This window comes from Streptomyces sp. NPDC002513 (genome assembly GCF_053595355.1).
Genome location: NZ_JBSFXK010000034.1, coordinates 39683 through 66428, shown reverse-complemented (window position 1 = coordinate 66428; position 26746 = coordinate 39683). Strand labels below are relative to the sequence as shown.

Below are 26746 nucleotides of genomic sequence, written 5' to 3'. Positions count from 1 at the left end.
GTTCCGGACCGCCGGCGAGCTCACAAAGCTCATCATCCGGCGGCCGTCGTGCGGCCTTTCCCGCGCTGTGTTCCCCGTGCTCCCGCCGCAACGGCCCCCACCCGCCGGGCCCTTTCGGCGACCCGAACTCCGTGTGCCGCCCTGTGCCTTGGAAGGAACCCGCTCAGTGCACACTCCTCACCCTCCGCGCCCGCCCCATCCTCCTGGTCCCGGCCTCGGTCCCGGGGAATCCGACGAGGTCCTGGCCGCCCGGCTCAGGGGCCGGCCCGTGGGCGAGACCCCCCAGCCCGTCGCGTTGCTGATGGCACGGCACTGGCAGCCCGCGCACGAGTACGCCGTCATCTGTCTCGCCTCCTCGGCGCACGTCGCCTCGATGGTCACCGCCACCGCCTTCCACCGGGTCCTCGGCCAGCTCATGCGCTCCGGATCCGCGGGCGCGCTGCGGCCCCGGATTCTGGTGGCCGTGCGGGACACGGTCAAGGAGTGGGCCGCCGACGAACGGGTATCGGGGGTGCTTCGCGAGCTGAGGAAGCCCGCGGGGGGCCGGGGTATGCGCACCGCGAAGTCCCTGACCCCCGAACATCGCCTCCTCGCCCAGCGCGCTTTCCAGGGGCTTCCCGAACTCGACCAGTGTCTGCTGTGGCACACCGAGGTGGAGGCCGAACACATATCCGTCCCGGCTGCCTTGCTGGGCATGCACCCCGGAGCCGCGGCGGCGGCGTTGGAGCAGGCCCGCGAGCAGTTCCGGGGCGGCTGTGTACGGGCCCACCGGGAACTCGCACCGACCGACGCGTGCCGCTTCCACAACCGGCTCCTCGACGTTCCCCTGCGCCGTGGCGGCGCGCTGCTGCCGGACGTACAGCAGCACCTTTTCGAATGCTCCTACTGCCGTTCCGCCGCGGAACAGTTGAGCCACTTCGAGGGCGGGCTCGGCGAACTGCTCGCCGAGGCGGTCCTCGGCTGGGGAGCACGGCGCTATCTCGACTCCCGGCCCGGCCGCGAGCCGTCCCGCGCCGCCGCCCGGGCCGGGACGGGCCCGGGCGGCAGACACGCGGGCGGCGGACGCCGCCGGTTACTCTCCCGGATCCCCGCGCGGGGCCGCCGGATACCGGCGGGCATGCGGAACACCAGGGCGCTGCTCACCGGTGCCGGCTTCGCCGCGGCGGCCGTGCTCGCGACGCTCCTGGTGGCCGGCATGTGGTCGGGCCACGGTGGCGCCGACCCGGTCGCCTCCACCAGCGCGAGCGGCAGGAACGCGACGCTCGCGCCCGGCTCCGCGGCCCCGCCCGGCGCCGCCGGTCACTCCGCGGCCCCGCAGCGGACCCGGCTGCGCAATGTCGCCGCCGGCCTCTGCCTGGACGTCCGCGGCACGGTCCGGGCCGGCGCGGACACCCGGCTCACGTTGTGCTCGTCCGCCTGGACGCAGCAGTGGTCGTACGAGGGCGACGGTCTGCTGCGCAGTGTCGCCGACCCGGGGCTCTGCCTCGACTCCCGTGCCACTGACGGGGCCGTCACGCTCGCCCGGTGCGTCGACGCGGGCGAGGCGCACGCCGACGACGTCCGCTACGACCTCACCGTGCGGGGGGAGTTGGTGCCGCGCTGGGCCGGGAACCTCGCCGTCGCGCCCGCGGGCTCCGGCCCGGACACCGATGTCGTCGTCAGGACCCGCGACGGCTCCGACACCCAGCGGTGGGACACCGACGGCCAGGCGCCGGCACCCCGGTCGCTGTCGATCGCCGGCCCGGACGAGCGGCCGACCGCCCGCAATCCGCGGGCCTCCGGCTCCGCACGGTCTCTGCCTTCCCGCGCGGCCGTGCTCGCGTCGGCGCATCGGACGGCGTCCCTGTGACCACGGTGACGTTCGCCTCGCTGGGGAGGACGGCGGGGAGCGCGGAGCCCGCCGTACGCCCCCCGACGTGGGGCGAGACGACGGCGAGGACGTTCTCGAGGCCGGTCATGAGGTCTCCTCGATCAGGTCGGCGGGACCGAGCGTCGCGGGGCGTGCGTGCCCGGACAGGGCGAGCGTGAGGTCGAACTCGGCCAGCAGACAGCGGATGACGTGCTCGACGCCCGCCTGCCCGTCGAGCGCCAGTCCATAGGCGTACGGCCGTCCCACGAGCACCGCCCGCGCGCCCAGCGCGAGCGCCTTGACGATGTCGTCGCCGGTGCGTATCCCGCTGTCGAACAGCACCGTGAGCCGGTCCCCGACCGCCTCCACCACCCGCGGCAGCGCGTCCGCGGCCGCCACGGAACCCGCCACCTGCCGGCCGCCGTGGTTGGAGACCACCACGCCGTCCATCCCCGCGTCGAGGGCCCGGCGGGCGTCGTCCGGGTGCAGGATGCCCTTCAGCACGATGGGCCCGTCCCAGTTCTCCCGCAGGAACGCCAGGTCCGGCCAGGTCTTGCCGGGGTCCGCGAACATGCCCACGAAGTGCAGCACGGCGGCGTCGGGGTCCTCGTGCACCGGCTTCGCCAGACCGGCCCGGAACGCCGGGTCGGTGAAGTAGTTGGCGGTGCCCACCCCGTGCAGGAACGGCAGGTACGCCTGGTCCAGGTCCCGGGGCCGCCAGGCCAGCAGCGGTGTGTCGAGCGTGACGAACAGGGCTGTGAACCCCGCCGCCTTCGCCCGGGCCAGGAAACTGCGGGTGACCTCGCGGTCCTTGGCCCAGTACAGCTGGAACCAGCGCTCCCCGTCCCCCGATGCCTCGGCCACCTGCTCCATCGGCGTACTGGAGGCCGAGGACAGGACGTACGGCACGCCCAGCGCGGTGGCGGCCCGTGCCGCCGCCGACTCCGCGTCCGGATGCATGATCGACAGCACGCCCACCGGCGCCAGGGCCAGCGGAGCGGGCCACCTCCGCCCCAGCACCTCGACGGACAGATCCCGCTCGCGCAGGTCCCGCAGCATGCGCGGCACGATCCGGCGGCGCTCCAGCGCGGCCCGGTTCGCCCGTGCGGTGCTGCCGTTGCCCGCGCTGCCCGCCACATAGCCGACCGGTCCCGGCCCGAGCCGCTGCTCGGTCAGCTCCTCCAGCCGGGTCAGATCGGTGGGCAGCCGCGGTACGGCGCCCGTCATGCCGTTCAGATAGATCTCGTACTGGAAGTCCGCCCAGTGTCGCGTCATCCGGTGCGTCCCGCCTCTCGTCCCTGAGACCGCGTGGTGTGACGACGATCCTTGCGACCCTGACAAGGTCCGTCCACCGTGATGCGCACAACGCGCGGCTGCTTCATCCATCAGCCGCCCTCGACCGCGAGCGACGGAGCGCTCTCCTCGCGCGCGTCCGGCCCGGTGATCGGCGGGATCGGCGCGTCGACGGTACGGGCCAGCCGCGCTCCTTCGGGCCCGTACACCGCCCGGGGCTCGGGGAAGAGCCGCAGCAACGTCAGGAAGAGGATCGCGGCGACGGCCAGCGACAACGGCAGGCTGATGTCGACGCCGTTCGCCAGGTTGCCCAGTGGGCCGACGAACTGGCCGGGGATGTCGGTGAACAGCACGCCGATCACCGCGGAGACCCACCAGGCGGTCATGCCCCGCCAGTTCCAGCCGTGCGTGAACCAGTAACGGCCGCCGCGCTGGCGGCGGTTGAAGACCTGCAGCGCGTCCGGGTCGTACCAGCCGCGCCGGGTGTAGAAGCCGAGCATCATCACGACCATCCACGGAGTGGTACAGGTGATGATCATCGTGGCGAACGTCGAGATCGACTGCACCAGGTTCAGCCCGAAACGGCCGATGAAGATGAACGCGATCGACAGGACGCCGACCACCAGCGTCGCCTGCACCCGGGACAGCCGCGGGAACACCGACGAGAAGTCCAGGCCGGTTCCGTACAGCGACGTCGTACCCGTCGACATGCCGCCGATCAGCGCCAGCAGACACACGGGCAGGAAGAACCAGGTCGGCGAGATGGCGAGCAGACCGCCGACGAAGTCCGGGGCGGACGGGTCGACGTACTTCGGCGCCTGCTTCGCGATGATGCTCGCGGTCGCCAGGCCGAAGACGAACGGCAGGAGCGTCGCGATCTGGGAGAGGAACGCGGCACCGACCACCTTGCGGCGCGGCGCGTTCGCGGGGATGTAGCGCGACCAGTCGCCGAGGAACGCGCCGAACGACACCGGGTTCGACAGCACGATCAGCGCCGCGCCGATGAACGACGGCCAGAACAGCGCCTTGGTCCCGGGGTCGGCCGAGGCGGTGAAGACGCCGGCGTACGACGGGTCGAAGTCCCCGGCGAAGGCGATCGCCCCGAGCAGGAACAGCACGGTCGCCGAGGTCACCGCGATCCTGTTGACGAACAGCATGAACCGGAAGCCGTAGACGCACACCGCGAGCACCAGGCCCGCGAACAGCGCGTAGGCGACGACGTACGACACATTGCCGCGCTCCAGGCCGAAGAGCCGGTGCGCGCCGCCGACCAGGGCGTCACCCGAACTCCACACCGAGATGGAGAAGAACGCCACGGCTGTGAGCAGGGAGAGGAACGAACCGACCACGCGGCCGTGCACTCCGAGGTGAGCGGAGGAGGAGACCGCGTTGTTCGTGCCGTTGACCGGGCCGAACACCGCCATCGGGCACAGGATCAGCGCGCCCGCGACCACTCCCAGGACCGTTGCCGCGAGCCCCTGCCAGAAGGAGAGGCCGAACAGGATCGGGAAGGCGCCGAGGACACAGGTGGAGAAGGTGTTGGCGCCGCCGAAGGCGACCCGGAACAGATCGAGCGGGGTCGCGGTGCGGTCCGCGTCGGGGATGCGCTCCACGCCGTGGGTCTCGACCTCGGTGAGGGACGGGGGTGCGGCGGCGGGGGAGGAGTCGGGGTTCTCGGGCAACGGGAGCTCCAGCGGGGGAAGGACGGCGGAGCGCGTTCGTGGCGCGGCGGGTCGGTCGGACGGCACCGGGCGACCGCGGGGTGTGCGGGGGAGACGAGGCCGTCCGCTGGGGATCTGCAGACGCTACGGCCCCGCGTACGGCCCGCACCAGAGGACGCTTCATCCAACTTTTGCGCACCGGGTAGACGGTTCCTCCATATCCCCTCGGCCGGGGAGAGGTGTCGACGCCTCGGTCACGGGTCGGCGTCAGCTCCTTGGCCTCGGTCACGGGAAGGCGTCCGGATCGCCGTCCGGGCGATCGGAGCGGAGGATGAAAGAGCCGTCGGTCCGACGGGAATCGCCTTGACAAGAGGACACTCAAGTTTTATTCAGGCAAGTAGGGAAGTCGGGACAAAACCGCAGCCCGGAGGGGTGCCGCGAGGCGCCATGGACGGACGGCGGCGAGCGGCTCCAAGGCCGCCCCGTTCCGCCGCCGTGTCCCGGACCGGCGCGGAGAGAACGCGACATCTGACGAGAACGGACAACGAGGGACGAAGGAGGGAGAGCCCCCATGGCACGTCCGGTCGGTATCGACCTCGGCACCACGAACTCGGTGGTCTCGGTCCTGGAGGGCGGCGAGCCCACCGTCATCACCAACACCGAGGGCGCCCGGACCACGCCGTCGGTCGTGGCCTTCGCCAAGAACGGCGAGGTGCTGGTCGGCGAGGTCGCCAAGCGGCAGGCGGTGACCAACGTCGAGCGGACCGCGCGCTCCGTCAAACGCCACATGGGCGACCAGTCGTGGCGCTTCCCGGAGAGCGGCACCATCGACGGCAAGAAGTACACGGCACAGGAGATCTCCGCGCGTGTCCTGCAGAAGCTGAAGCGGGACGCGGAGGCCTATCTGGGTGAGGATGTCACCGACGCGGTGATCACCGTGCCCGCGTACTTCGACGACGCCCAGCGACAGGCCACCAAGGAGGCCGGGGAGATCGCCGGCCTGAACGTCCTGCGGATCATCAACGAGCCGACGGCGGCCGCGCTGGCGTACGGGCTCGACAAGGAGAACGACCAGACGGTCCTCGTCTTCGACCTCGGCGGCGGCACCTTCGACGTGTCGCTTCTGGAGATGGGCGAGGGGGTCATCGAGGTCAAGGCCACCAACGGCGACACCCGCCTCGGCGGTGACGACTGGGACCAGCGGATCGTCGACCACCTGGTCAAGCTGTTCAAGAACGGGTACGGCATCGACCTGTCCCAGGACAAGATGGCGGTGCAGCGGCTGCGCGAGGCCGCGGAGAAGGCCAAGATCGAGCTGTCGAGTTCGTCCGAGACGAGCATCAACCTGCCCTATGTGACGGCATCGTCGGAGGGGCCGCTGCACCTGGACGAGAAGCTGACCCGCGCCCAGTTCCAGCAGTTGACGGCCGACCTGCTGGACCGCTGCAAAGGCCCCTTCCACCAGGCGGTCAAGGACGCCGGGATCAAGGTGTCCGACGTCGACCATGTGATCCTCGTGGGCGGCTCGACCCGGATGCCCGCGGTGACGGACCTGGTCAGGGAGCTGACCGGCAAGGAGCCGCACAAGGGCGTCAACCCCGACGAGGTCGTGGCCGTCGGTGCCTCGCTCCAGGCCGGTGTCCTCAAGGGTGAGGTCAAGGACGTCCTGCTCCTCGACGTGACCCCGCTGTCCCTCGGCATCGAGACCAAGGGCGGCATCATGACCAAGCTGATCGAGCGCAACACCACGATCCCGACCAGGCGGTCCGAGATCTTCACCACGGCCGAGGACAACCAGCCGTCCGTGCAGATCCAGGTCTACCAGGGCGAGCGCGAGATCGCGGCCTACAACAAGAAGCTCGGCATGTTCGAGCTGACCGGTCTGCCGCCGGCGCCGCGTGGCGTCCCGCAGGTCGAGGTGTCCTTCGACATCGACGCCAACGGCATCATGCACGTCGCGGCGAAGGACCTCGGCACCGGCAAGGAGCAGAAGATGACCGTCACCGGCGGCTCCGCGCTGCCGAAGGACGACATCGACCGCATGGTCCGCGAGGCCGAGCAGCACGCCGAGGAGGACCGCAGGCGGCGTGAGGCGGCCGAGACCCGCAACCAGGCCGAACAACTCGTCTACCAGACCGAGAAGCTCATCAAGGACAACAAGGACAGGGTCCCGGGGGACGCGCGGAGCGAGACGGAGAGCGCCTTGGCCGAACTGAAGGAGGCGCTGAAGGGCGAGGACACCGCGGAGATCCGCCAGGCCCTGGACAAGGCGGCCGCCGCGGCGCAGAAGATCGGCAGTGCCTTGTACGAGCGGGCGCGGACCGAGGGCGGCACGGCGTCGGAGCAGAGCGCGGCCGCCGGCGGCGCCAAGGACGGCGACGACGTGGTGGATGCCGAGATCGTGGATGACGACGACACCTCGCGGGCGGGTTGACCATGGACCGGATCCAGCCGCAGAGCACGGAGTTGCGACGTCTGCTGGACGAGCGCACCGCCGACCTGCAGCGGGTGAAGGCCGAGTACGACAACTACCGCAAGCAGGTGCGGCGCGACCGTATGGCGGTGCGCGAGATCGCGACGGAGAACGTGCTGCGGGCGCTGTTGCCGGTGCTCGACGCCGTGGAGGCGGCCCGAAGGCAGGGGGCCGTGCCCCCCGGCCTCAAGGCCGTCGTCGACGTGCTGGAGACCCAGGTGGGGTCCCTGGGCCTCCAGGCGTTCGGGGCGGAGGGCGAGCCCTTCGACCCCACGCGCCACGAGGCGGTGACGCACGTCGTCGTCGCGGATGCGGAGTGGCTGATCTGCACCGAGGTCCTCAGCCTCGGGTACCGCGTGGGCGACCGGCTGCTGCGCCCCGCGCGCGTCACGGTCACCGGACCGCCCCCGGCGGGCGGCACGGTGGGCGGCGGGTGGACCGGGGCGGGGCACGACGGGGACAGGTGCCTGGGGCCAGGAGGGCCGGCCGCGCTGTGGCGGCCGTAGCCGGGAACCCGTCCTCTCGACGGACGGCCCGTCACCGTGACCCACGGCCGCACGGCCGTGGGTCACGACGACTTCCGGCCCGGGGGCGGATCGGGGGGCAGTGGGCTCGGGGGCTCCCGCTCGGTGCCGCGCTCCACGCGCCCTACGGGCAGCGGCGGAAGACAGCGCTTACCGGGACGGGTGAACGAAATGTTTCAGGCCGATTGCCCAGCCATGGGAAACCAGCCATCCGACGACTCCGGACGGGCGGTAACCGCGCAGTTTCAAGGGGTGAGCGAGGCAGTTCCGTGACTTCACGCCACTGATTCAATACTCAAAGTTACCGAAACCCGGGGGGTCGATGTGAGTTTCGGGCGCGGACTCGGCAGACTCCCGCTCGCCGAACCGGCACCGGACGTCGCGGCTCCGGCCCACGTACCGCCGGAGCTGAAACGTCACTTCGATACGAGCGGAAGGATGCACACAATGCCGAACACCGCGCGCTGGGCAGCGACCCTCACCCTCGCGGCCACCGCCGTCTGCGGCCCCCTCACGGGGTCCGCGCTCGCCGCCCCGAACGCCGCCCCCGCCTCTCTGTACGCCCCCTCGGCCCTCGTCCTGACCACGGGTCACGGGCAGAGCACCGCCACCGCCACGCCTCAGCGCGCGGTCACGCTGACCTGCGCCCCAAGCGCCTCGGGCACGCATCCCGCCGCCGCTGACGCCTGCGCCGACCTGCGTGCCGTCGGAGGCGACCTCGACGCTCTGCCGGTCCGAGAGGGTGTCTTCTGCGCCAAGTTGTACGACCCCGTCGTCGTCACGGTGCAGGGCGTGTGGCAGGGCAAGCGCGTCGACTACGAACGCACCTTCGCCAATGAGTGCGTGAAGAGCTCCTACGGGACCGCCCTCTTCGCGTTCTGAGGACCGGGATCGCGCGATCACCGCGCGCGTTGGACCGCGGGCTTGTAACTGGGGAGTGCGAGCCCTGTCGTGGCGACCGTGAGATCTCGCAGCGGGGGCCGGCCGGACGGAGTGGGGCCGTCCGGCCGGCCCCCGGAATCATGTGTTCTGGATGGCCCCCTCCCCCTACCCCCACTGCGCGGCGTCCGCAGCGCGAGACGACGTCGTATACGACCGGACGTCAGCGGGTGCTGGGCGACGCCCTGGACGTCGGCGTGCCGGGTGACCGACGCGGCTCCGGATGTCGGTCCGCACCGCGCGGATGCCCTCCCGGAGAGGACTGCGTGCCGGCTCCCTCCGTAGCGGCACCCGCGCGTGGCCGATGAGACGGACCGCCGGGAGAGTGCCGCCGGCCGGGCCCCGGGTGGCGCCCGGCGGCCCGCCGCCGCAGGTCCGGCAGAGCGCTTACGATGGGGCGACGACCAGGCAACGGCGCCGACGACGACACAACGTGACCGCGAGAGGTGAGATGGAATCCACCGAGCGCTCGCCGTGGCCGCCGTACCGAGCGCTGCTCCGCCGCGGGAGCCGACCCGCCGGACCGTCTACGACCCCGCGTGCGCACCGGTTGCCGGGACGGTGCACCGGATGACCGCCGACGCCGGACCCGCCCTCCCTGCCGCCGCGCCACGCGCCGCCTTGCGCACCCACGCCCGGAGCGACTGATCCTCCGGCGCGGACGCAGCCCCCGCCTCCGCTGCCGGTACCCCTCGCCCCCATCAGAAAGCAGGACATGTCCGTCACGCCCTCGTCTCTTCTCACCACCGCCGGGACCACCCCCGATCTCCCGAGCGATCCCGTCGACATCCGGCTCGTCGTCACCGACATGGACGGCACGCTCCTCGACGGCGACGGGCGGATACCCGAGGGCCTGTGGCCGCTCCTCGCCGAACTGCGCCGGCGCGGCGTGCTCTTCAGCCCTGCCAGCGGCCGCCAGTACGCGACACTCGCGGAGCAGTTCGCCGACGCGCGCGACGGAATGGTCTTCATCGCGGAGAACGGCACCTATGTGGTGCGCGACGGGGTCGAACTCGGCTCCGATCCGCTGGACGCGGCGGTGGCCCACCGCGTCGTCTCCACCACGCGCCGCCTCGCGGCCGACGGCGTGGACGTCGGGGCGGTGCTGTGCGGGAAGAGGTCGGCCTACGTGGAGCGGACCGACGACGCCTTCCTGGCCGAGGCCAAGCGGTACTACGCCCTGCTGGAGACGGTGGAGGACCTCACCGCCGTCGAGGACGAGTTCCTCAAGGTGGCCCTCTTCGACTTCGGATCCGTGGAGCGGACCACCGCCCCCGTCCTGGAGCCCTTCACCTCGACGCACCAGGTGGTCGTCTCGGGCCTGCACTGGGTCGACATCATGAACGCCACCGCCAACAAGGGCGCCGCCCTACGCCGGCTCCAGCACGAACTGGGCATCACGCCCGCGCAGACGATGGTGTTCGGCGACTACCTCAACGACCTCGAAATGCTCGACGTGGCCGAGTGGTCCTTCGCCATGGCCAACGCCCACCCGGACGTGATCCGACGGGCCCGTCACCTGGCGCCCCCCAACACGGAGAACGGCGTCCTGCGCACGATCACCCGCCTGTTGCACCTGCCCACCTCCTGAGAGCTCCGAACAAAAGGGGCGCCCGGCTCGCGGCGTCTGGCACGCACGCTCGCAAGGCACCAGCCGCCGCGAGCTGATCGGACTCCGCGGCAGCGGCCCTCACACGTCCGGACGGCGCAGGATACGGGCCGCCAGGACGGCCACGTCGTCCTCCGCGTGCCGGGCGTCCATGCGGTCCAGGACGTCCGAGAGCAGTTCCTCCACGCCGGCTCCGGGCCGCACCCGCAGCCCGGCCAGCCGGGCCAGCGACACATCGATGTCCTCCTTGCGGCGCTCCACCAGACCGTCCGTGAACAGCAACAACGTGTCCTGGAGCGTGAGCGCGCGCACGGTCGGCTCATAGCCGCCGATCCCCGTCCCCAGCGGCGGCCCGGTCGGCACGTCCAGCAACTCGCCGGTGCCGTCGCCCGCGAACAGGGCCGGCGGAAGATGCCCCGCGCTGGTCAGCGATGCCGTGCCGCGCGCCGGGTCCATCTGGACCAGCAGGCAGGTGGCCGGCCGACGGGTCCCCTCCTCGCTGACGGCGGAGTCCAGCCGGCGCAGCACCCGGTGCGGCGGCAGATCCGTGGAGGCCATGTAACGCAGCATCGAGCGGTAGGCGTTCATGTCGACCGCCGCGTCCAGTCCGTGCCCCATCACATCCCCCATCACCAGCAGGGTCCGCCCGAAGTGCAGCCGCACCGTCTCGAACCAGTCCCCGCCCACCAGGGTCCCGCCGCCCGCGGGCAGATAGCGCGTGGCCAGGTCCAGATTGGGATGCGGCCGCCCTGGCTCGGCCAGCAGCGCCCGCTGGAGGCGGAACACGGTTCCGCGCACCGCCGAGTGCTGCCGCGCGTGCCCGAGGTGCACAGCCGCCAGCCGGGCCGCGAAGCGCGCGACGGCGATGTCCCGGTCCGAGAACGGCGGGCCCTGCCGCACCGCCAGCAGCACCCCGTACGACCGGTCGCGCCCCAGCAGTGGCACGGTCAGCACCTGCCGTGGCACATCCGCCGAACCGCACGGCGACGCGGTGACCGGATGTCCCTCGTCCAGCGCACGCGCCGACAGCGGGCGGGCGTCGTGCGTGTTCCACCCCGCGAGCAGATCGGTGCGCCCTGCCGTGGCGATCCGCTCCAGGTCGGGCGGGGGCTCGGCGGCGGGCGGTGCGGGCACGGCGTCCTCGGGCAGCAGATCCACGGCGGCGGCGTCGCCCACCCGGTCGCACACATAGGCGGCCAGCTCCTCGCACGTGGTCCGCTCGTCGAGCGTCGTACCGATCGACTCGACAGCGTCCTCCATGCCGTGCGGCGGGTCTGCAGCGTCCTCAACGCCCACAGCGCCACCTCCGCGAAACACTCCTCCCGAGTCCATCCACGTACGGGGTGGCCGGGCCCGCATCCGCGCCACCCTCGACCCCCTCAGAGGTCGTTCACCAGGACGGCCGCCCCGTCGAAACGCCCTGCCTTCAGGTCACCGAGGGCCCGCTGCGCCTGCGACAGCGGGTACGGATGCGTCGTCGCGCGGACGCCGTACCGCGCGGCGAGGTCCAGGAACTCCCGGCCGTTGTCCCGTGTGTTCGAGGTGACGCTGCGCACCTCCTTCTCGTAGAACAGCTCACTCTCGTAGCGCAGCACCGGGATGTCGCTCAGATGGATGCCCGCGATCGCCAGCACGCCACCCCGGTCCAGCGCCCGCAGCGCCACCGGGACCAGCTCCCCGGCGGGCGCGAACAGGATCGCCCCGTCCAGCGGCTCCGGCGGCTGGTCGTAGGCACCGCCCGCCGACGCGCACCCGAGGTCGAGCGCGAGCCGCCGCGACGCCTCGTCCCTGGTCAGGACGTGCACGGTCGCCCCCTGTGCCAGCGCGACCTGGGCGCACAGATGGGCGCTGCCGCCGAACCCGTACAGCCCCAGCCGCCCGCCCGGCGGCAGCGATGTCCGCAGCAGCGCCCGATAGCCGATGATGCCCGCGCACAGCAGCGGCGCCAGCGCCACGTCGTCCACGTCCGCCGGCAGCCGGTAGGCGAAGGCGGCGGGCACCGTCGTGTACTCGGCGTATCCGCCGTCGGCGTCCCAGCCGGTGTACTCGGAGCCGGGACACAGGTTCTCAGCTCCCCGCACGCAGTACCGGCAGGTGCCGTCCGTACGGCGCAGCCAGGCGACCCCGACCCGGTCGCCGACGGCCCATGGGCCCGCCGCCGCTCCCACCGCGGCCACCACGCCCGCCACCTCGTGCCCGGGCGTCACCCCCGGCCGGTGTACCGGCAGGTCGCCCTCGGCGACGTGCAGATCCGTACGGCACACGCCGCACGCCCGCACCTGCACCAGCAACTCGCCGGTCCCCGGCACCGGGACCGGCCGCTCCACGAACCGCAGCGGCTCCCCTTCGATCGGGCCCGGCCGGTCCACAACCCAAGCGCGCATCGTCCGATCCCCGTCCCTCGACGACTGCCTCCGTTCCAGTGTCGGGCAGGTGCGCACGCCGGCGCGCGGCACGCCCCGCACCTGACTACCGTGGGGTACGGAACCGGAGCCGTCGAACCGGGAAGGGGCGGACGCGATGGCGGTACCACCCGAGGGAACGCCCTGCTGGGCGGATGCGATGTTCAGCGACATCGAGGGCGCCAAGCACTTCTACGGCGACGTCCTCGGCTGGACGTTCGGCGAGTCGGCCGCCGAGTACGGCCACTACACGTAGGCGTACGCCGACGGTAAGGCGGTCGCCGCGGTCGTACCGCCCATGCCGGGGCAGGAAGGCCAGTCCGCGTGGTGCCTGTACCTCGCGGCGGCGGACGCCGCGGCGACGGCACGGAAGGTCCGGGAGGAGGGCGGCGACGTACTGATGGAGCCGATGCGGGTCGGCGACTTCGGCACCATGGCCCTGGCCCGCGACCCGAGCGGCGCCGTCTTCGGCCTCTGGCAGGCGGGCACCCACGAGGGCTTCGAGGCCACGGGTGTGCCCGGCGCGTACTGCTGGGCCGAGGTCTTCACCCGCGAACCGGAGAAGACCGACGCGTTCTTCCCCGCGGTCTTCCCCTACCGGGCCAAGCAGATCCAGGACGAGGCGATCGACTTCCGCGTCTTCGAACTGGACGGCGCTCCCGTGCTCGGCCGCATGAGGATGACCGACGACTTCCCGCCGGAGGTCCCGCCCTACGTCAACGTGTACTTCACCGTCGGCGACTGCGATGCCGCGGTCCAGCGGGCGGTGGGGCACGGCGGGATCCTGCGGTTCGGCCCGATGGACAGCCCCTTCGGCCGGTTCGCGGCGCTGAGCGATCCCCAGGGCGCCAACTTCTCCGTCATCGACGTCACCGCCGCCCAGGGCGAGATGCCGCCCATGACCGCGGTGTAGGCGGCGGGCGAGCCCCGGGAGGCGACTGCGGTGACTCGGCCGGGGTGCGGGTGACGGGCTCTCGGCCCGACCCGGGCCCCGGTGCGGTCACCGGACCGTGGCATGATCGGAGGCATGCCTGAACGAGTTGTGGCCGCGTGTGACGGGGCTTCGAAGGGAAACCCCGGACCTGCCGGATGGGCCTGGGTCGTCGCCGCCGACGACGAGATCCCCGGCCGCTGGGAAGCCGGCCCGCTGGGCAGGGCGACCAACAACGTCGCCGAACTGACCGCGCTGGAACGCCTGTTGACCGCCGTCGACCGGGCCGTCCCGCTGGAGATCCGGATGGACTCCCAGTACGCGATGAAGGCCGTCACGACCTGGCTGCCCGGCTGGAAGCGCAACGGCTGGAAGACCTCCGCCGGCAAGCCCGTCGCCAACCAGGACCTGGTCGTGCGGATCGACGCGCTGCTCGACGGCCGTGAGGTCGAGTTCCGCTACGTCCCCGCGCACCAGGTGGGCGGGGACCGCCTCAACGACTTCGCGGACCGCGCCGCGAGCCAGGCGGCCACCGTCCAGCAGCCGGCGGGCAGCGAGCACGGCTCCCCGGAGCCGCCGCCCTCGCCCGCTCCGGCGGCAGCCGCCCCGGCCCGGCGCGGCGCGCCCGCGAGGAAGCGCAGCTCCGGCCGCACGCTCAACGCCAAGTTCTCCGGCCGCTGCGTCTGTGGTCGCCCGTACGCGGCCGGCGACCCCATCGCCAAGAACGCCCAGGGCTGGGGCCACCCGGAGTGCCGCACGACCGGCGACGGTTAGGGTCGCATCGGCGGGTCGGCCCTTGGACGGCGTCGCCCTCGCCGTCGTCGCCGTCCTGAGCCGCGGCCGTACCCTGGCCGCCCTCGGACCGAGCCCTGTCCGGTGCGGTGGCCTCTGCGCGCCGTGGACGTCGAGGTGATCGTCGAGCGGTACGCCCCTGTCGTCCAGGCACAACTGAACCCTGAGCGAGCTCAGTTCACTCCTCGCGGCCGGAACTGGATGCTGATCCGGGGACCGGTCGCCCGGGTGCTCTTCGGTACCGCGTGCTCCCATGTCCGCTGGCAGCTTCCGCCCATGACGACCAGATCGCCGTGCCCGAGCGGATGTCTCAGGGCCTCCCTGCCGCCGTGCGGCCTGAGGGCCAGGTCGCGGGGAGCGCCCACGGAGAGGATGGCGACCATGGTGTCCTCGCGTGCGCCGCGGCCGATCCGGTCCCCGTGCCAGGCCACGCTGTCGCGGCCGTCCCGGTAGTAGCAGAGCCCGGCCGTGACGAAGGGTTCCCTCAGCTCGTCCGCGTAGTGCGTGGACAGGGCGTCGCGCGCCTCCTCCAGCACGGGGACCGGCAAGGGCTCGCCCGGGTGGTAGAAGGCGAGGAGGCGTGGCACGTCCACCGTGTGGTCGTACATCCGCCGTCGCTCGGCCCGCCAGGGCACCTCGGCGGCCAGCCGTTCGAACAATGCGTCGGCCCCGCTGAGCCACCCCGGGAGCAGGTCGATCCAGGCACCGGCGCCGAGCGGGGTCCGCCGCAGCCCGTCGAGCGGGGCGAGCCGGAGGTCGTCGGTCTGGTCGAACAGCGAGCCCTGGAGATGCGTGGCCATGGGGGCAGCGTACCCCTCGATTCGAAAATGTGTTCTGTTTGCGGCCAGAGTGTCCAATATGTCGCTTTAGCTTAGTTTGTTCTAGTATGGCATGTCGCGTTCAGAGTAATGGGTGGTGTGGGCTGTCTTGCCATGTCGTGCTGTCTTGTTTGATCATGGTCGTGTCAGGAGGCCGGGGTGTACCGCTCGCGTGAGTGGCTGTATGAGCGGAGCCGTCGTGACCGCCGGGCGGACCCGGCGGTGTCGGCGCAGGCGTCGGCCCAGCGATACCGGGTGAGCCGGAACACCGTGGCCGAGGCGTTGGCGTCTCCGGTGCCGTGGAAGCGAAAGGCCACCGCGGTGGCCTCCGACGCCCCCTTCAGCGAGTGGGACAACACGTTCACCGACCCTGGGCTCTGCGCGGCGATCGCCGACCGGCTCACCTTCGACGGGACCCTGATCCAGACCGGCACCGACTCCTACCGACTGAAGGCCACCGAGAGCGACTACCGGTCCACCAGGGGATCGTGATGGCGGGCGGCAAGGAGGAGGGGGGAGGACCGAAGCGGCCGCACCCTCCCGACCTGCTGGAGCGTCTGGACGCAGCGCTGGACCGGATCGAGGGGCAGCTGCGCGCCCTTTCCATCGCCAAAGACCGGATTCAGGGCCTCCTGGACGCGGTGGTGGCCATCACCCGGGAGCTGGAGCTGCCCGCGGTGCTGTACCGCATCGTGACCACCGCCATGAACCTGACCGACGCCCGCTACGGGGCACTGGGAGTACTCGACGAGTCCGGCGAATACCTGGCGCAGTTCATCGTCGCCGGCCTGACCGAGGAGGAACGCGCCGACCTGGCCGAGGTGGGGTTCCCTCGCGGTCTGGGGCTGCTCGGGCACCTGATCCGTCACCCCGAAACCCTGCGGGTCGACGACATCTCCTCCCACCCCGCCTCGGCCGGCTTCCCGCCCGGCCACCCGCGCCTGCGCACCCTGCTCGGCGTCCCCATCAAAGTCCGCGGCGAAATCTATGGCGACCTCTACCTGTCCGAGCGACGCGACGGTGAGCTCTTCGACGGCCACGACGAGAACATCGTCATCGCCCTGGCCGGTGCCGCCGGCATCGCGATCGACAACGTCCGCCTGTTCGAGCAGGTCCGTGCCGGATCCGAGCAATTCCAGCGGCTTTCGCTGCCGACCCTGCCCGACCTGCGGCCGTTTGACGCCGCAGCCATCTACCGGCCCGCCGCCGAGCCCAGCCCGCTGGGCGGCGACTGGTACGACGCCATCTTGCTGCCCGACGGCGCGGTGGCGGTCGTCATCGGCGACGTGGTCGGCCACGACCTGCAAGCCGCGGCCGCCATGGCCTCCACCCGCAATATGCTGCGCGCTTTGCTGTTCGACCTGTGCACGCCGCCCAGCGCGGTCCTCGCCCACCTCGACCACGCCCTTGAGGCCATCACCGACAACCCCGTCACCACCACCAGCCTGGCCCGCATCGAACCCGCGGGAGCAGCCTGGAGGCTGCACTGGAGCTCCGCGGGCCACGTCCCCCCTCTGCTGATCACCCCGGACCAGCGAGCGGAATACCTGTTCGCGGAGCCCGGACTACCGCTGAACGTCGACAGTGGGCAGTACCGTCCCGACCACACCCACCCCCTTCCCCGGGGTGCCACCGTGGTCTTCTTCACCGACGGGCTCATCGAACACCCCGACCACCCCATCGACGAGAGCCTGAACGAGCTTGCCGCACTCGCCATCGCCCACGCGGCCCTGCCCCTGCAAGACCTCGTGCAGGCCCTGGCCGACCACCATCCCAGCGACGGGCACGACGACATGGCCATCCTCGCCCTGCGCACCCCGCGCTGAAGCGGCGGACAGCCGCAGCGGCCCGGCTGGGACGGGACCATCGGCACGCAACGCCATCCACAACAGTCACACGGCGGAATCGCGACAGAACACTGTGTGAAGGGCCATACAGATCAGCGGCGGCGTGGTGGACCTGACGCCATCGACGGACGATGGACTACGGGGCAAGGCCGAGGGAGAAATCCGATGACTGGCGGATGCCGTGACCGGCTCCGGCGCGGCGGCGCGGCGGCGCTCAAGATCTGCGCGGTCGCCGCGCTGTATTACGCCTCAGGCAAGCTGGGACTGCTCCAGCAACTCGTGCGCGGCCAGGTCACACCGCTGTGGCCCCCGACCGGCATCGCCCTGGCCGGCCTGCTCCTCCTCGGACCGCGCGTCTGGCCCGGGATCGCACTCGGCGCATTCCTGATCAACATCCGACTCGGGCCGTCGATCCCCGCCGTGCTCGCGATCACGACGGGCAACACACTCGCACCCCTGTGCTCCTACGCGCTGCTGCGCCATGCCGGATTCCACACCCGGATGAACCGCTTCCGGGACGCGCTCGCGCTGGTCTTCCTCGGCGCGTTCACCGGCATGCTCGTCAGCGCGACAGTGGGCAGCAGCACCCTGCTCCTCGTTCGCGCGCTGCCCGCCGGCGGGTTCTGGCCGACGTGGTGGGTCTGGTGGACCGGCGACGCGATGGGCGTCTTGCTGATCGCGCCAGTGGTGCTCGTCCTCCGCTCGGCGCGCTGGCCGAAGGACGTGCCGGCATCACGATGGGCGGAGGGAGCGCTGCTTGTGGCCACCACCATCGGCGTCGGTTTCCTCGAGACCCTTCCGGCACCGCTGCTCGTCCCCGCCTTCCCGCTGCTGACCTGGGCAGCCTTCCGCTTCCAGCGCGCCGGTGCCGCACCCTGCGCGCTGACCGTATGCACCTTTGCGATCGTCGCCGCCACCCGCGGATCGGGCTCGTTCGCCGGGCACACCCTGCTCACCAACATGATCGTCCTTCAGGTGTTCAACGGCGCCGCCGCACTGACCGCGCTGCTGCTCGCCGCAGCCATCACCGAGCGAGACCAGACCCGGGAGAAGATCGAGCAGACCTGCAGGCGGCTCTCCGAGATGGAGACGAGGATCGCATCGGACACCGCCGACCCACCGATGCTCCGCGACGACGGCCAGGACGACCAGGAGGACCAGGAGGACAACGGCGGACGGGCCCGACCGTCGTGATCGATCGACGGCACCATCGCAGGACCGACGCCCGCACCGCGACGCTGAAGGCCGCCGCCGACCTGTACGGCGCGAGCGGCGCCGAGTACAGGACGGTCGACGTGGCAGGGGCGGCCGTCCATGTGAGGGCCGCCCACGCCGTGTCCGCCGGTCGGGCCGGACACGGCCGCGCCGCCCGGCGGGGCCCCCGCGGTCAGTGCTCCTTCTGCGGGATCACCTCGCTGGGCCGTACGACCACGTAGCCCTCGCCGTCCAGCTTCACCTGGACGGCTTCCCCCGAACCCCCGCGCAGCATCGACCCGATGGACTGCGACCGGTGCAGCGAGGTGTGCAGCCGCGCCGTCCAGCCCACCACCGCGTCGGTGTCCACGTAGACGGGCTGCTGGGACGAGACGGGTATGACGAGCGGGTTGCCCTCGCAGACCAGCCCCAGTCGGCCGTGCCCGGTGAACACGCTGTTGAACAGCCCGCCGCCGGCGATGCCCGAACCCTTCACGGTCTGGATCCGGTACGACAGCGTCGCGTCGAAGCACAGCACATTGCGCCCGTTGACAGTGAACTCTTCGCCCTGCTCGACGTCCACGATGAAGCAGTTCTGCGCCTCGTGCGCGAACCACGCCTCGCCCTGGCCGCGTACGACCATCAGCGGCAGCCCCTCACCGGTGACGGCCCGCTTGAGCATCCCGCCCACGCCCTGGCCCTTGCGTTCGAACTGCAGATTGCCGCGTAGGCGACCATCGCGCCCTGCCGCGCGAGCATCTCGCCGCCCACCACGTACCGGATGGACTTGGCGTTCTGTACGGACATGCCCGGCCCGTCGGCCGGCTGCACCATGAGGTCGCTGGAAAAGAGATCACCCTTCATGAGCGCATGGTGTCCCGGAAGATCACGCTCCGCCAAGCTCGGCGATGTCCTGAAACGGCAACAGCCCTGGGGACGCGCCGGCTTCTGCGTTTCGGTCCGTGCCCGCCCCGCGGGAGGGGAACGATGTCCCGGAGGTCACGAGGCGAAGGACGGAAAGCACATGGCGGTGCTCGGAGTCGACATCGGTACGTCCAGCGGCAAAGGAGTGCTGGTCGGCGCGGACGGGAGGGTGCTCGGCACGGCGGTGCGACCGCACACGGTCAGCCGGCCGAGGCCGGGCCATGTCGAGATGGACACGGCTCTCTGGTGGGACGAGTTCGCCTCCCTCGCCCGCGAGCTGGCGCCGGCCGGTACCGCCGTCGAGGCGGTGGGTGTCAGCGGCATGGGCCCGTGTGTCGCCCTGGCCGACGAGAACGACACGCCGCTGCACCCGGCCATCCTGTACGGCGTCGACACCCGCGCCACCGCCCAGATCGCCCGTCTCGACGCCGAGCTAGGCTCCGACGCCGTCCTGCAGCGCTGCGGGTCCCTGCTGTCCACCCAGGCCGTGGGTCCCAAGATCGCCTGGCTCGCGGAGCACCGCCCCGCCGTCACCGCCCGCGCCCGGCGGCTGTACATGCCCAGCTCCTTGCTGGTGAACCGGCTCACCGGCGCCTATGTTCTCGACCACCACTCGGCGAGCCAGTCCGTGCCGCTGTACGACTCCATCGCCCAGGAGTGGTACCGCCCCTGGGCGCGCCGGATCGCGCCGGACCTCGAACTGCCGCCGCTGCGCTGGCCCGGTGAGATCGCCGGGCGGGTCACCGCCGACGCGGCAGCCGTCACCGGACTCCCTGTCGGCATCCCGGTCGTCACCGGCACCGTCGACGCCTGGTCGGAGGCGTTGAGTGTCGGTGCCCAGCACACCGGCGACCTGATGCTCATGTATGGCAGCACCATGTTCCTGATCAACACCGTGGCGGAGCGACTCCTGGTGCCGCAACTGTGGAGCACGGTCGGCGCGTTGCCCGGAACGCGTAGCCTCGCCGGCGGCATGGCCACCTCCGGGGCGATCACCGACTGGCTGCGGGAACTGTTCGGTGTGTCCGGGCACGGCGCGCTCCTCGCCGAGGCCGAGGCGTCCGGCGTCGGCGCGAGGGGCCTGCTGATGCTGCCTTACTTCGCGGGGGAGCGGACCCCGGTGGCCGACCCGGACGCCCGGGGCGTGATCGCCGGACTGACCGTGGAGCACACCCGCGGCGATCTGTACCGCGCCGCGCTGGAGGCCACCGCCTTCGGGGTGCGGCACAACGTGGAGGCGATGCGCGCGGCCGGTGCCGACATCCGCAGGGTTGTCGCGGTGGGCGGGGGCACCCGGGGCGGTCTGTGGACCCGTATCGTCTCCGATGTCACGGGACTGGAACAGGAGATCAGGACCGTGACGCTCGGTGCGAGCTACGGGGCGGCGTTCCTGGCCGCGAACGCGGTCGGCGACGCCGACATCGACCTCTGGAACCCGGTGCGCCAGCGGGTCCTGCCCGAGGCCCGCCGGCAGTCGCGCTACGACGGTCTCTACGACCTCTACCTGCGGCTGTACCCGGCGACCCGCGACATCGGCCACGCCCTCGCCCGCCATCAGCGCGCCATCGCCGACGCCCCACAGCGGTGAGGCCCGCCGTGAACGACCCGCGCGGGGATGGGGCCGCCGCGCGGCACGGCGCCCCCACCCGGGAAGCGGCTCAGCCCTTGAGCTCGGTCCAGGCCTGCACCCACCGGGAGTACGGCACGCACTTGACGTTCGTCCGGCCGTCGAGGCACTGCTCGATCGGCGTCGTCCAGAACGCGATGTCCCGCCAGTAGCTCTCGTCGGTGGCGTGGAAGGTGTCGCAGAACGCCGGATCGCTGGTCTGGTCGCAGGACTTGATGTTGGCGGGCGCCTCGCCGTAGTACTCGGCCACCTGCGCGTTGATCTTGGGAGATATGATCCAGTTCATCCACTTGTACGCGCAGTCAGGATGCTTCGCCTTGGCGGAGAGCATCCAGGTGTCGGACCATCCGGTGGCACCCTCCTGCGGAAGGACCGCCTTGACGTTGACGCCCTCGCTCTGCGTGAGGTTGGCGATGACCTGCCAGGTGGTGCCGATGACCGAGTCGCCGCTCTTGAAGGCGGAGACCTCCTTCAGATAGTCGCTCCAGTACTCGCCGACATTGGGCCGCTGCTTCTTCAGCAGGCCGACGGCCTCGTCGAACTGGTTCTGGTCGAGCGCGTACGGATTCTGGATGTGCAGCCCCGGCCGCGTCTCGCGCAGATACAGCGCCGCGTCCGCGATGTAGATCGGTGAGTCGTACGCCGTGAGGTGCCCCTTGTACCGGGAGGCGTCGTCGAACACCGCGGACCAGGACGAGGGGGCGGGGGAGACCTCGCGCGTGTTGTACATCAGCAGATTGGCGCCCCGGCCGTGCGGAATGCCGTAGGCCGTGCCGTCGAAGGAGTTCCAGCTCTGGTTCTTCAGGCCGAAGAAGACGTCCTTGTAGTTGGGCACCAAATCCGTGTTCACCGGCGCCGCCTCGCCCGAGGCGATGAGTCTGAGGGAGGCGTCACCCGACGCGGAGACGGCGTCGTAGGCCCCCGACTTCATCAGTTTGACCATCTCGTCCGAACTGGCCGCCACCTTGGCGTGGACCTGGCATCCGGTCTGCCTCTCGAAGGGAGTCACCCAGTCGGCCTTCGGGTCCGTGGAACCGTCCTCCACATATCCCGCCCATGTGACAAGGTTCAACTGGCCTTCCGTGGGCCCGAGTTTCGACAGCGCCTTGAGGTCCGGCGGGTTGAAGCCCGTCGACGAGGGCGCGGTCGACTCGGCGAACAGTCCGCAGCCGCCGACGAGCAGCAGCGAGCAGGCGGCGGCCGTCGCTTTGAGGGATCTCTTCAGACGCACGGAAATCTCCACGGTGTGGGGGAGCGGGGGAATTAGGGGAAGTTGTGTGACGGTGGGGGGCAGGGGATGCGCGGGGGTGCAACATGCGACCCGAACGAAGGGTGCGGCCATGCGGCCGCACACCACATCCGGACTGGGGGCGGCGGACATGGCGACGGGGCGGCTCCGAGCGCCGCGGGTCGCGACGGTGCGCTCGGACGACACTCCTGGCCTGGCGGGCGGACCGCGCGACCCGCCCAGGAGTCCGCCCGCAGGACTGGGTGACACCTGCGGGCGGAACGGCGTGGTCAACACCTTACGGAGCGTCGCCATTTTGATCAACTTCCCTGCGTGCAGGAGTAATTGACGGTGCGTCAAGATGCAATGAGGTGAACCGGGCGTATACCGTCGCGGTCATGTCCGACCTCCCGCAGCAGCCCGGCGCCGCGCCCTGCCTCGTCCCCCAGGCCGTCCCGACGGGCCCGAGTCCCACCGCGAGAGACGGCGGCCGCCGCACCGGCACGGCCACGGCGACGCTCGACGCGGTCACGGAAGCCGGCGTGGCGGCCCAGGTGCGCCGCACCCTGGAAACCGTCTTCGACACCGTCGCCCGGGTCCGGGCCGACACCACGTCCCTGCTGACCCGTGTCGCCGCCCAGGGCCGCTCCCCGCTGACCGCTGACCTCGCGGCGCTCCGCCCCGGCCTCCACGGTGACCTCGCCTGGCGGGAACTGGTCTCCGGCGTCGGCTTCGTGGCGGCCCCGGGACTGCTGGGCGACGTACCGGCCTGGCTGGAGTGGTGGCAGACCGGCCCCGACGGGTCGGTACGGCCGCTGCTGCTGGACCTCGACCCGCGGCAGTCCGCGTACTCCGACTACACGCACTGGGACTGGTTCGCGCTGCCCCGCGACACCGGCCGCCGCGCCGTCGCCGGACCGTATGTCGACTACCTCTGCTCCGACGAATACAGCCTCACCTTGTCCGCGCCGGTCCATGTGGCGGGCCGGTTCGCCGGGGTCGCCGCGGCCGACGTCTACCTGAGGCACTTCGAGGCGGCCGTGATGCCGCTGCTCAAGGAATTGCCGCAAGCGGCGCACCTGGTCAACGCCCGTGGCCGGGTGGCGGCTTCGGCCGACCCGGATCATCTGGTCGGCTCGCTCACCAAGGGGCCCGACTTCGGCTCAGTGCTCACCGGGGCGCGCCCCGGCCGCCACGAGGAACTGCGGCTCGTCCCGTGCGACGACATCCCGCTCGTTCTCGTCGTCGCGGACCGCTGAACCCGGCCCGCGTATCACCGCCCGACCCGGCCGGGCGCCGTCGCACGCGCGCGCATTCCGCCGCCCCGGTGCATTCCGGAATGCACCGACGCCGCGGTGGAATTCCCGTGCCGACCGCCGCACGCGAAGGAACCAGACCCGTCGACGGCCCGTCAGAAATACGCCGTGGTCCACTCAGCCGCGGGATGCGGTGCCGAGCGCGTCCCCGGCCGCCGTGACGACCGCATCAGCCACCGCCGCCCGCCAGTCTGTGCGGGTTCGCATCCCTCGGCTTCGGCGCCCGGCTGTTCGGCCGCCTCCTGTCCCGCCCCTCCGCCCGGCGCGTGCTGGACCCCCTGGTCGCGATGACGATGATCACGACGGGTGGCCTGCTGATCGCCGGAGCCCGAGCCGGAGCCCGGCCGCCGGGACGCCCCCGGCGGCCGGGCGCGTGGGCCGATCGGTGATAGTGATCCGGGAATCATCAGATGTACGAGGCAGCTAGGAAGTCCGTGGACACGAGCGAGAGCACGACCGACAACGGCACGTCGGCGGGGGACGACGAGCAGGACGAGACGGAGGCGAAAAGGCGGGGGTGGCGCCGCTGGGCGATGGACACCCGGCCGCTGCGCCGTCCCGCCTACCGCCGCCTGTGGACCTCGACGATCGTCACGAGTGTCGGCAGCCAGCTCACCGCCGTCGCGGTGCCCAAGCAGATCTACGACATCACGGGCTCCTCCGCGTGGGTGGGCTACGCGAGTCTGGCGGGTCTCCTGCCGCTCGTGCTGTTCGCCCTGTGGGGCGGCGCGATCGCCGACAGCATGGACCGCCGACGGCTCCTCCTACTCACCAACTTCGGTCTCGCGGTCACCTCCGTGCTCTTCTGGGTCCAGGCCGCCATCGGTCTGGACTCGGTGTTCGTGCTCATGGCGCTGCTCGCCCTCCAGCAGGCCTTCTTCGGCCTCAACGCCCCGGCCCGCAACGCCTCCATCGCCCGACTGGTCCCGGCGGAGGAGCTCCCCGCAGCGAACGCGCTCGGCTCCACCGTCATGCAGACGGGCCTGGTCGTGGGCCCACTCTTGGCGGGTGTGCTGATCCCCGTGATCGGACTGTCCATGCTGTACCTGATCGACGCCGTGGCGCTGTGCGTGACGGTGTGGGCCGTCGTACGGCTCCCCGCGCTGCCGCCCCTGACGGCGGCGGCGAAGAACAGCTCCGGCTGGCAGGCGATAGCCGACGGCTTCCGCTACATGTCGCTGCACAAGGTGCTGTTGCTGTCCTTCCTCGCCGACATCATCGCCATGGTGCTGGGCATGCCCCGGGCGCTGTTCCCGCAGCTCGCCTCCGACACCTTCGCGTCCTACGGGGAGGGGCTCGCGCTCGGGCTGCTGTTCGCGGCCATTCCGATCGGCTCGGTGCTGGGCGGCCTGATGTCCGGCACGTTCTCCCGTGCCCGCCGCCACGGCCTCATGGTCATCGTGTCGGTGATCGCCTGGGGTGTGGCCGTCACCGGACTCGGACTGACCACCAACCTCTGGGTGGCCGTGGTCTTCCTGGCCGCCGCCGGAGTGGCCGACATGGTCTCGATGGTCTTCCGCGGGGCCATCCTGCTGTCGGCCGCCACCGACGAGATGAGGGGCCGGATGCAGGGCGTGTTCACGGTCGTCGTCGCCGGCGGCCCACGTCTCGCGGACGTCCTGCACGGCACGCTCGGCTCGGCCCTGGGCGTGCGCGCGGCCATCGCGGGCGGCGGTCTCCTGGTCGTCCTGGCCACCCTCGTCCTCGCCTTCGCGACCCCGGCCCTGCGCGATTACCGGATCTGACCGGGCACCCCAGCGGGGAAATACGGCTGCGCACGCCCGATAATTCCCGGGCGTGCGCAGCCGTATTTCCGGGGGAATTCCCGGGGAAAGGCGATTCCCATACGGCGGGAGTATGGTCGGATCATGAATACGATGAACTTTGTGCTCCTGGCTGTGTCGCGGGAACAGGTCAACGTGTTCCTCGCCTTCATCGGCGGCATGGTCGTCTCCGGGGCACTGATCTGGGCCGTGCGGATCGGCATGACCGTACGAGACCGGGAACCGGAACCCCCCACCCCCGAGGAACAGCCCCACCTGCCCGACACCGGCCCGGTCTTCGAGGAGCGGGAGGTCCGGGAACCGGAAGAAGTACCGCGCGCCGCGCAGGAGAGCGAACGGCTCATGCCGTACGAGCTCCATCACGCGGCGAGCAAACGCTGCGACGATCAGCACCGCAAACGCTGGCTGCCCGGTTCCAGCGGTGCGTTCGGCAGCGGCGGCCCGGGCCACGTCTGAGCCACCCACGTCCGCCCCGGCACAGAGCGGCACGTCCGTCCGGCCGCCGGACCCCGGCACCCGTCACGGCAGCTCGGCCGCCGACTCCTCCGGCGTCAGATCCGGACGCATCCGCAGCCACGACGGCTGCCTGAGCAGACCGGACCGGGTGCGTGTGCTGTAGCGGACCTCGCCCACCAGTCTCGGCTGGACCCAGCGGGCCCCCGGCACCCGGGGATCCCGGTCGAAGGGGCACACCCGTGACGAAAGGGCCTTGAGCAACCGGGCCAGCTCCACCCGTTCCGCCTCGCTCCAGCCCGTCCCCACGCGGCCCACATAGCGCAGCCGCCCCGCCTCCCGCTGCCCCACCAGCACCGCTCCGGGCAGTCCCGACAGCCGGCCCTGGCCGGGCAGCCAGCCGCCGACGATCACGTCCACGGCGCGTACGTTGCGGATCTTGATCCAGGACCGGGACCGCACCCCCGGCTCGTACACCGAGTCCAGCCGCTTGCACACCAGCCCCTCCAGACCGCTCTCCCGGGTCGCCTCGAGGGCCTGGGCGCCATGGCCCACGATCGCGCCCGGCGTCGACCAGTACGGCCCCGCCAGCCCGAGCGTCTCCAGCTCCCGCCGTCGCCGTGCGTAGGGGAGCCGGGTGAGGTCGTGCCGCAGGAACATCACGTCGAACAGCACCAGGTGCACCGGCACCTGCGCCGCGCGGCGCGCCGCCAGCGCCGGTGAGTGGGCCAGTCCCATCCGGGACTGCAGCCGCTGGAAGTCCCCTCGCCCCCACTCGTCCGGCGCCACCACCTCCCCGTCCAGCACCGCGGGCGTCGCGCCCAGCGCGCTCCCCAGCGGGCGCAGCTCGGGATACGCCCCCGTGATGACCTCCCCCGACCGGGCGCGCAGTTCCAGGCTGCCGTCGCCGGGCAGATAGACCACCGCCCGCTGGCCGTCCTGCTTGGTCTCGTACGCCCACTGCGCGTCCTGCCGGGCGGGCGGCAGGACGCCTGGAGTGGCGAGCATGGGGGCGATCAGCGGAAGTCTCACGGGTCAGATGTGGACGCCGCCGGGCGCCGCCACGCGTCCCGGCCCGGCGT

At 71.6% G+C, this 26746-nt stretch carries 20 protein-coding genes and 2 pseudogenes; 14 read left to right on the top strand and 8 right to left on the bottom strand.

Going from position 1 to position 26746, the window contains the following annotated elements; all coding sequences use genetic code 11:
• The first annotated feature begins 166 nt into the window (after window positions 1-166).
• Window positions 167-1849, top strand: coding sequence for a ricin-type beta-trefoil lectin domain protein (locus ACWD5Q_RS22010; RefSeq protein WP_451428725.1), 1683 nt, complete (start codon window positions 167-169; stop codon window positions 1847-1849).
• 105 nt (window positions 1850-1954) lie between these two features.
• Here the strand turns inward: ACWD5Q_RS22010 and ACWD5Q_RS22005 are convergent, their stop codons facing one another.
• Together ACWD5Q_RS22005 and ACWD5Q_RS22000 are read right to left on the bottom strand one after the other, a co-directional pair.
• Window positions 1955-3124 (bottom strand): lactate 2-monooxygenase, encoded by a 1170-nt coding sequence (locus ACWD5Q_RS22005; protein ID WP_451428724.1) that lies wholly within the window; start codon window positions 3122-3124, stop codon window positions 1955-1957.
• A 110-nt stretch (window positions 3125-3234) separates the two neighbouring features.
• Window positions 3235-4824 carry a purine-cytosine permease family protein gene (locus tag ACWD5Q_RS22000; RefSeq protein WP_451428723.1) on the bottom strand — a complete coding sequence of 530 codons (1590 nt, stop codon included), beginning with the start codon at window positions 4822-4824 and terminating at the stop codon, window positions 3235-3237.
• 550 nt (window positions 4825-5374) lie between these two features.
• On the opposite strand from ACWD5Q_RS22000, the gene dnaK reads away from it, so the two are divergent.
• The 4 genes from dnaK to ACWD5Q_RS21980 all read left to right on the top strand — a co-directional run bounded on the left by dnaK (window position 5375) and on the right by ACWD5Q_RS21980 (window position 10330).
• A complete protein-coding gene (dnaK, locus tag ACWD5Q_RS21995; RefSeq protein ID WP_451428722.1) occupies window positions 5375-7237 on the top strand; it encodes a molecular chaperone DnaK in 1863 nt (620 codons plus the stop codon).
• Between the two features lie 2 nt (window positions 7238-7239).
• Window positions 7240-7782, top strand: a complete 543-nt coding sequence (gene grpE / locus ACWD5Q_RS21990) for a nucleotide exchange factor GrpE (RefSeq protein WP_451428721.1) — start codon at window positions 7240-7242, stop codon at window positions 7780-7782.
• A 465-nt stretch (window positions 7783-8247) separates the two neighbouring features.
• Window positions 8248-8682, top strand: coding sequence for a protease inhibitor (locus ACWD5Q_RS21985; protein WP_451428720.1), 435 nt, complete (start codon window positions 8248-8250; stop codon window positions 8680-8682).
• Window positions 8683-9454: 772 nt separating this feature from the next.
• Window positions 9455-10330 (top strand): Cof-type HAD-IIB family hydrolase, encoded by an 876-nt coding sequence (locus ACWD5Q_RS21980; protein ID WP_451428719.1) that lies wholly within the window; start codon window positions 9455-9457, stop codon window positions 10328-10330.
• Window positions 10331-10429: 99 nt separating this feature from the next.
• Here ACWD5Q_RS21980 and ACWD5Q_RS21975 read toward each other — a convergent pair whose 3' ends face one another.
• Together ACWD5Q_RS21975 and ACWD5Q_RS21970 are read right to left on the bottom strand one after the other, a co-directional pair.
• Window positions 10430-11644 (bottom strand): PP2C family protein-serine/threonine phosphatase, encoded by a 1215-nt coding sequence (locus ACWD5Q_RS21975; RefSeq protein ID WP_451428718.1) that lies wholly within the window; start codon window positions 11642-11644, stop codon window positions 10430-10432.
• An 83-nt stretch (window positions 11645-11727) separates the two neighbouring features.
• A complete protein-coding gene (locus ACWD5Q_RS21970; protein ID WP_451428717.1) occupies window positions 11728-12732 on the bottom strand; it encodes a zinc-binding alcohol dehydrogenase family protein in 1005 nt (334 codons plus the stop codon).
• 136 nt (window positions 12733-12868) lie between these two features.
• On the opposite strand from ACWD5Q_RS21970, the pseudogene ACWD5Q_RS21965 reads away from it, so the two are divergent.
• Window positions 12869-13663: pseudogene (locus tag ACWD5Q_RS21965) on the top strand (VOC family protein).
• A 102-nt stretch (window positions 13664-13765) separates the two neighbouring features.
• Window positions 13766-14455 (top strand): ribonuclease H family protein, encoded by a 690-nt coding sequence (locus tag ACWD5Q_RS21960; protein WP_451428716.1) that lies wholly within the window; start codon window positions 13766-13768, stop codon window positions 14453-14455.
• A 191-nt stretch (window positions 14456-14646) separates the two neighbouring features.
• On the opposite strand, the gene ACWD5Q_RS21955 is transcribed toward ACWD5Q_RS21960, so the two are convergent.
• Complete coding sequence (locus ACWD5Q_RS21955) at window positions 14647-15273, bottom strand: alpha-ketoglutarate-dependent dioxygenase AlkB (RefSeq protein ID WP_451428715.1); 627 nt, start codon at window positions 15271-15273, stop codon at window positions 14647-14649.
• A gap of 177 nt (window positions 15274-15450) precedes the next feature.
• On the opposite strand from ACWD5Q_RS21955, the gene ACWD5Q_RS21950 reads away from it, so the two are divergent.
• The 3 genes from ACWD5Q_RS21950 to ACWD5Q_RS21940 all read left to right on the top strand — a co-directional run bounded on the left by ACWD5Q_RS21950 (window position 15451) and on the right by ACWD5Q_RS21940 (window position 18332).
• Window positions 15451-15783 carry an ATP-binding protein gene (locus ACWD5Q_RS21950; RefSeq protein ID WP_451428714.1) on the top strand — a complete coding sequence of 111 codons (333 nt, stop codon included), beginning with the start codon at window positions 15451-15453 and terminating at the stop codon, window positions 15781-15783.
• Complete coding sequence (locus ACWD5Q_RS21945) at window positions 15783-17117, top strand: PP2C family protein-serine/threonine phosphatase (RefSeq protein ID WP_451428713.1); 1335 nt, start codon at window positions 15783-15785, stop codon at window positions 17115-17117. The genes ACWD5Q_RS21950 and ACWD5Q_RS21945 overlap by 1 nt, the downstream gene beginning before the upstream one ends.
• Window positions 17118-17303: 186 nt before the next feature.
• A complete protein-coding gene (locus ACWD5Q_RS21940) occupies window positions 17304-18332 on the top strand; it encodes an MASE1 domain-containing protein (protein ID WP_451428712.1) in 1029 nt (342 codons plus the stop codon).
• A gap of 193 nt (window positions 18333-18525) precedes the next feature.
• Here ACWD5Q_RS21940 and ACWD5Q_RS21935 read toward each other — a convergent pair.
• Window positions 18526-19196: pseudogene (locus ACWD5Q_RS21935) on the bottom strand (AIM24 family protein).
• 160 nt (window positions 19197-19356) lie between these two features.
• Here ACWD5Q_RS21935 and ACWD5Q_RS21930 point away from each other — a divergent pair.
• Window positions 19357-20844, top strand: a complete 1488-nt coding sequence (locus ACWD5Q_RS21930) for an FGGY-family carbohydrate kinase (protein ID WP_451428711.1) — start codon at window positions 19357-19359, stop codon at window positions 20842-20844.
• A 70-nt stretch (window positions 20845-20914) separates the two neighbouring features.
• Here the strand turns inward: ACWD5Q_RS21930 and ACWD5Q_RS21925 are convergent, their stop codons facing one another.
• Window positions 20915-22114 (bottom strand): ABC transporter substrate-binding protein, encoded by a 1200-nt coding sequence (locus tag ACWD5Q_RS21925; protein ID WP_451428710.1) that lies wholly within the window; start codon window positions 22112-22114, stop codon window positions 20915-20917.
• 395 nt (window positions 22115-22509) lie between these two features.
• On the opposite strand from ACWD5Q_RS21925, the gene ACWD5Q_RS21920 reads away from it, so the two are divergent.
• The 3 genes from ACWD5Q_RS21920 (at window position 22510) to ACWD5Q_RS21910 (ending at window position 25667) form a co-directional block, all read left to right on the top strand.
• Window positions 22510-23370 (top strand): cache domain-containing protein, encoded by an 861-nt coding sequence (locus ACWD5Q_RS21920; RefSeq protein ID WP_451428709.1) that lies wholly within the window; start codon window positions 22510-22512, stop codon window positions 23368-23370.
• A 491-nt stretch (window positions 23371-23861) separates the two neighbouring features.
• Window positions 23862-25172 carry an MFS transporter gene (locus ACWD5Q_RS21915; RefSeq protein WP_451428736.1) on the top strand — a complete coding sequence of 437 codons (1311 nt, stop codon included), beginning with the start codon at window positions 23862-23864 and terminating at the stop codon, window positions 25170-25172.
• A 123-nt stretch (window positions 25173-25295) separates the two neighbouring features.
• A complete protein-coding gene (locus ACWD5Q_RS21910) occupies window positions 25296-25667 on the top strand; it encodes a DUF6479 family protein (RefSeq protein ID WP_451428708.1) in 372 nt (123 codons plus the stop codon).
• A gap of 63 nt (window positions 25668-25730) precedes the next feature.
• Here ACWD5Q_RS21910 and ACWD5Q_RS21905 read toward each other — a convergent pair whose 3' ends face one another.
• A complete protein-coding gene (locus ACWD5Q_RS21905) occupies window positions 25731-26696 on the bottom strand; it encodes an ATP-dependent DNA ligase (protein WP_451428707.1) in 966 nt (321 codons plus the stop codon).
• Window positions 26697-26746: the final 50 nt, after the last annotated feature.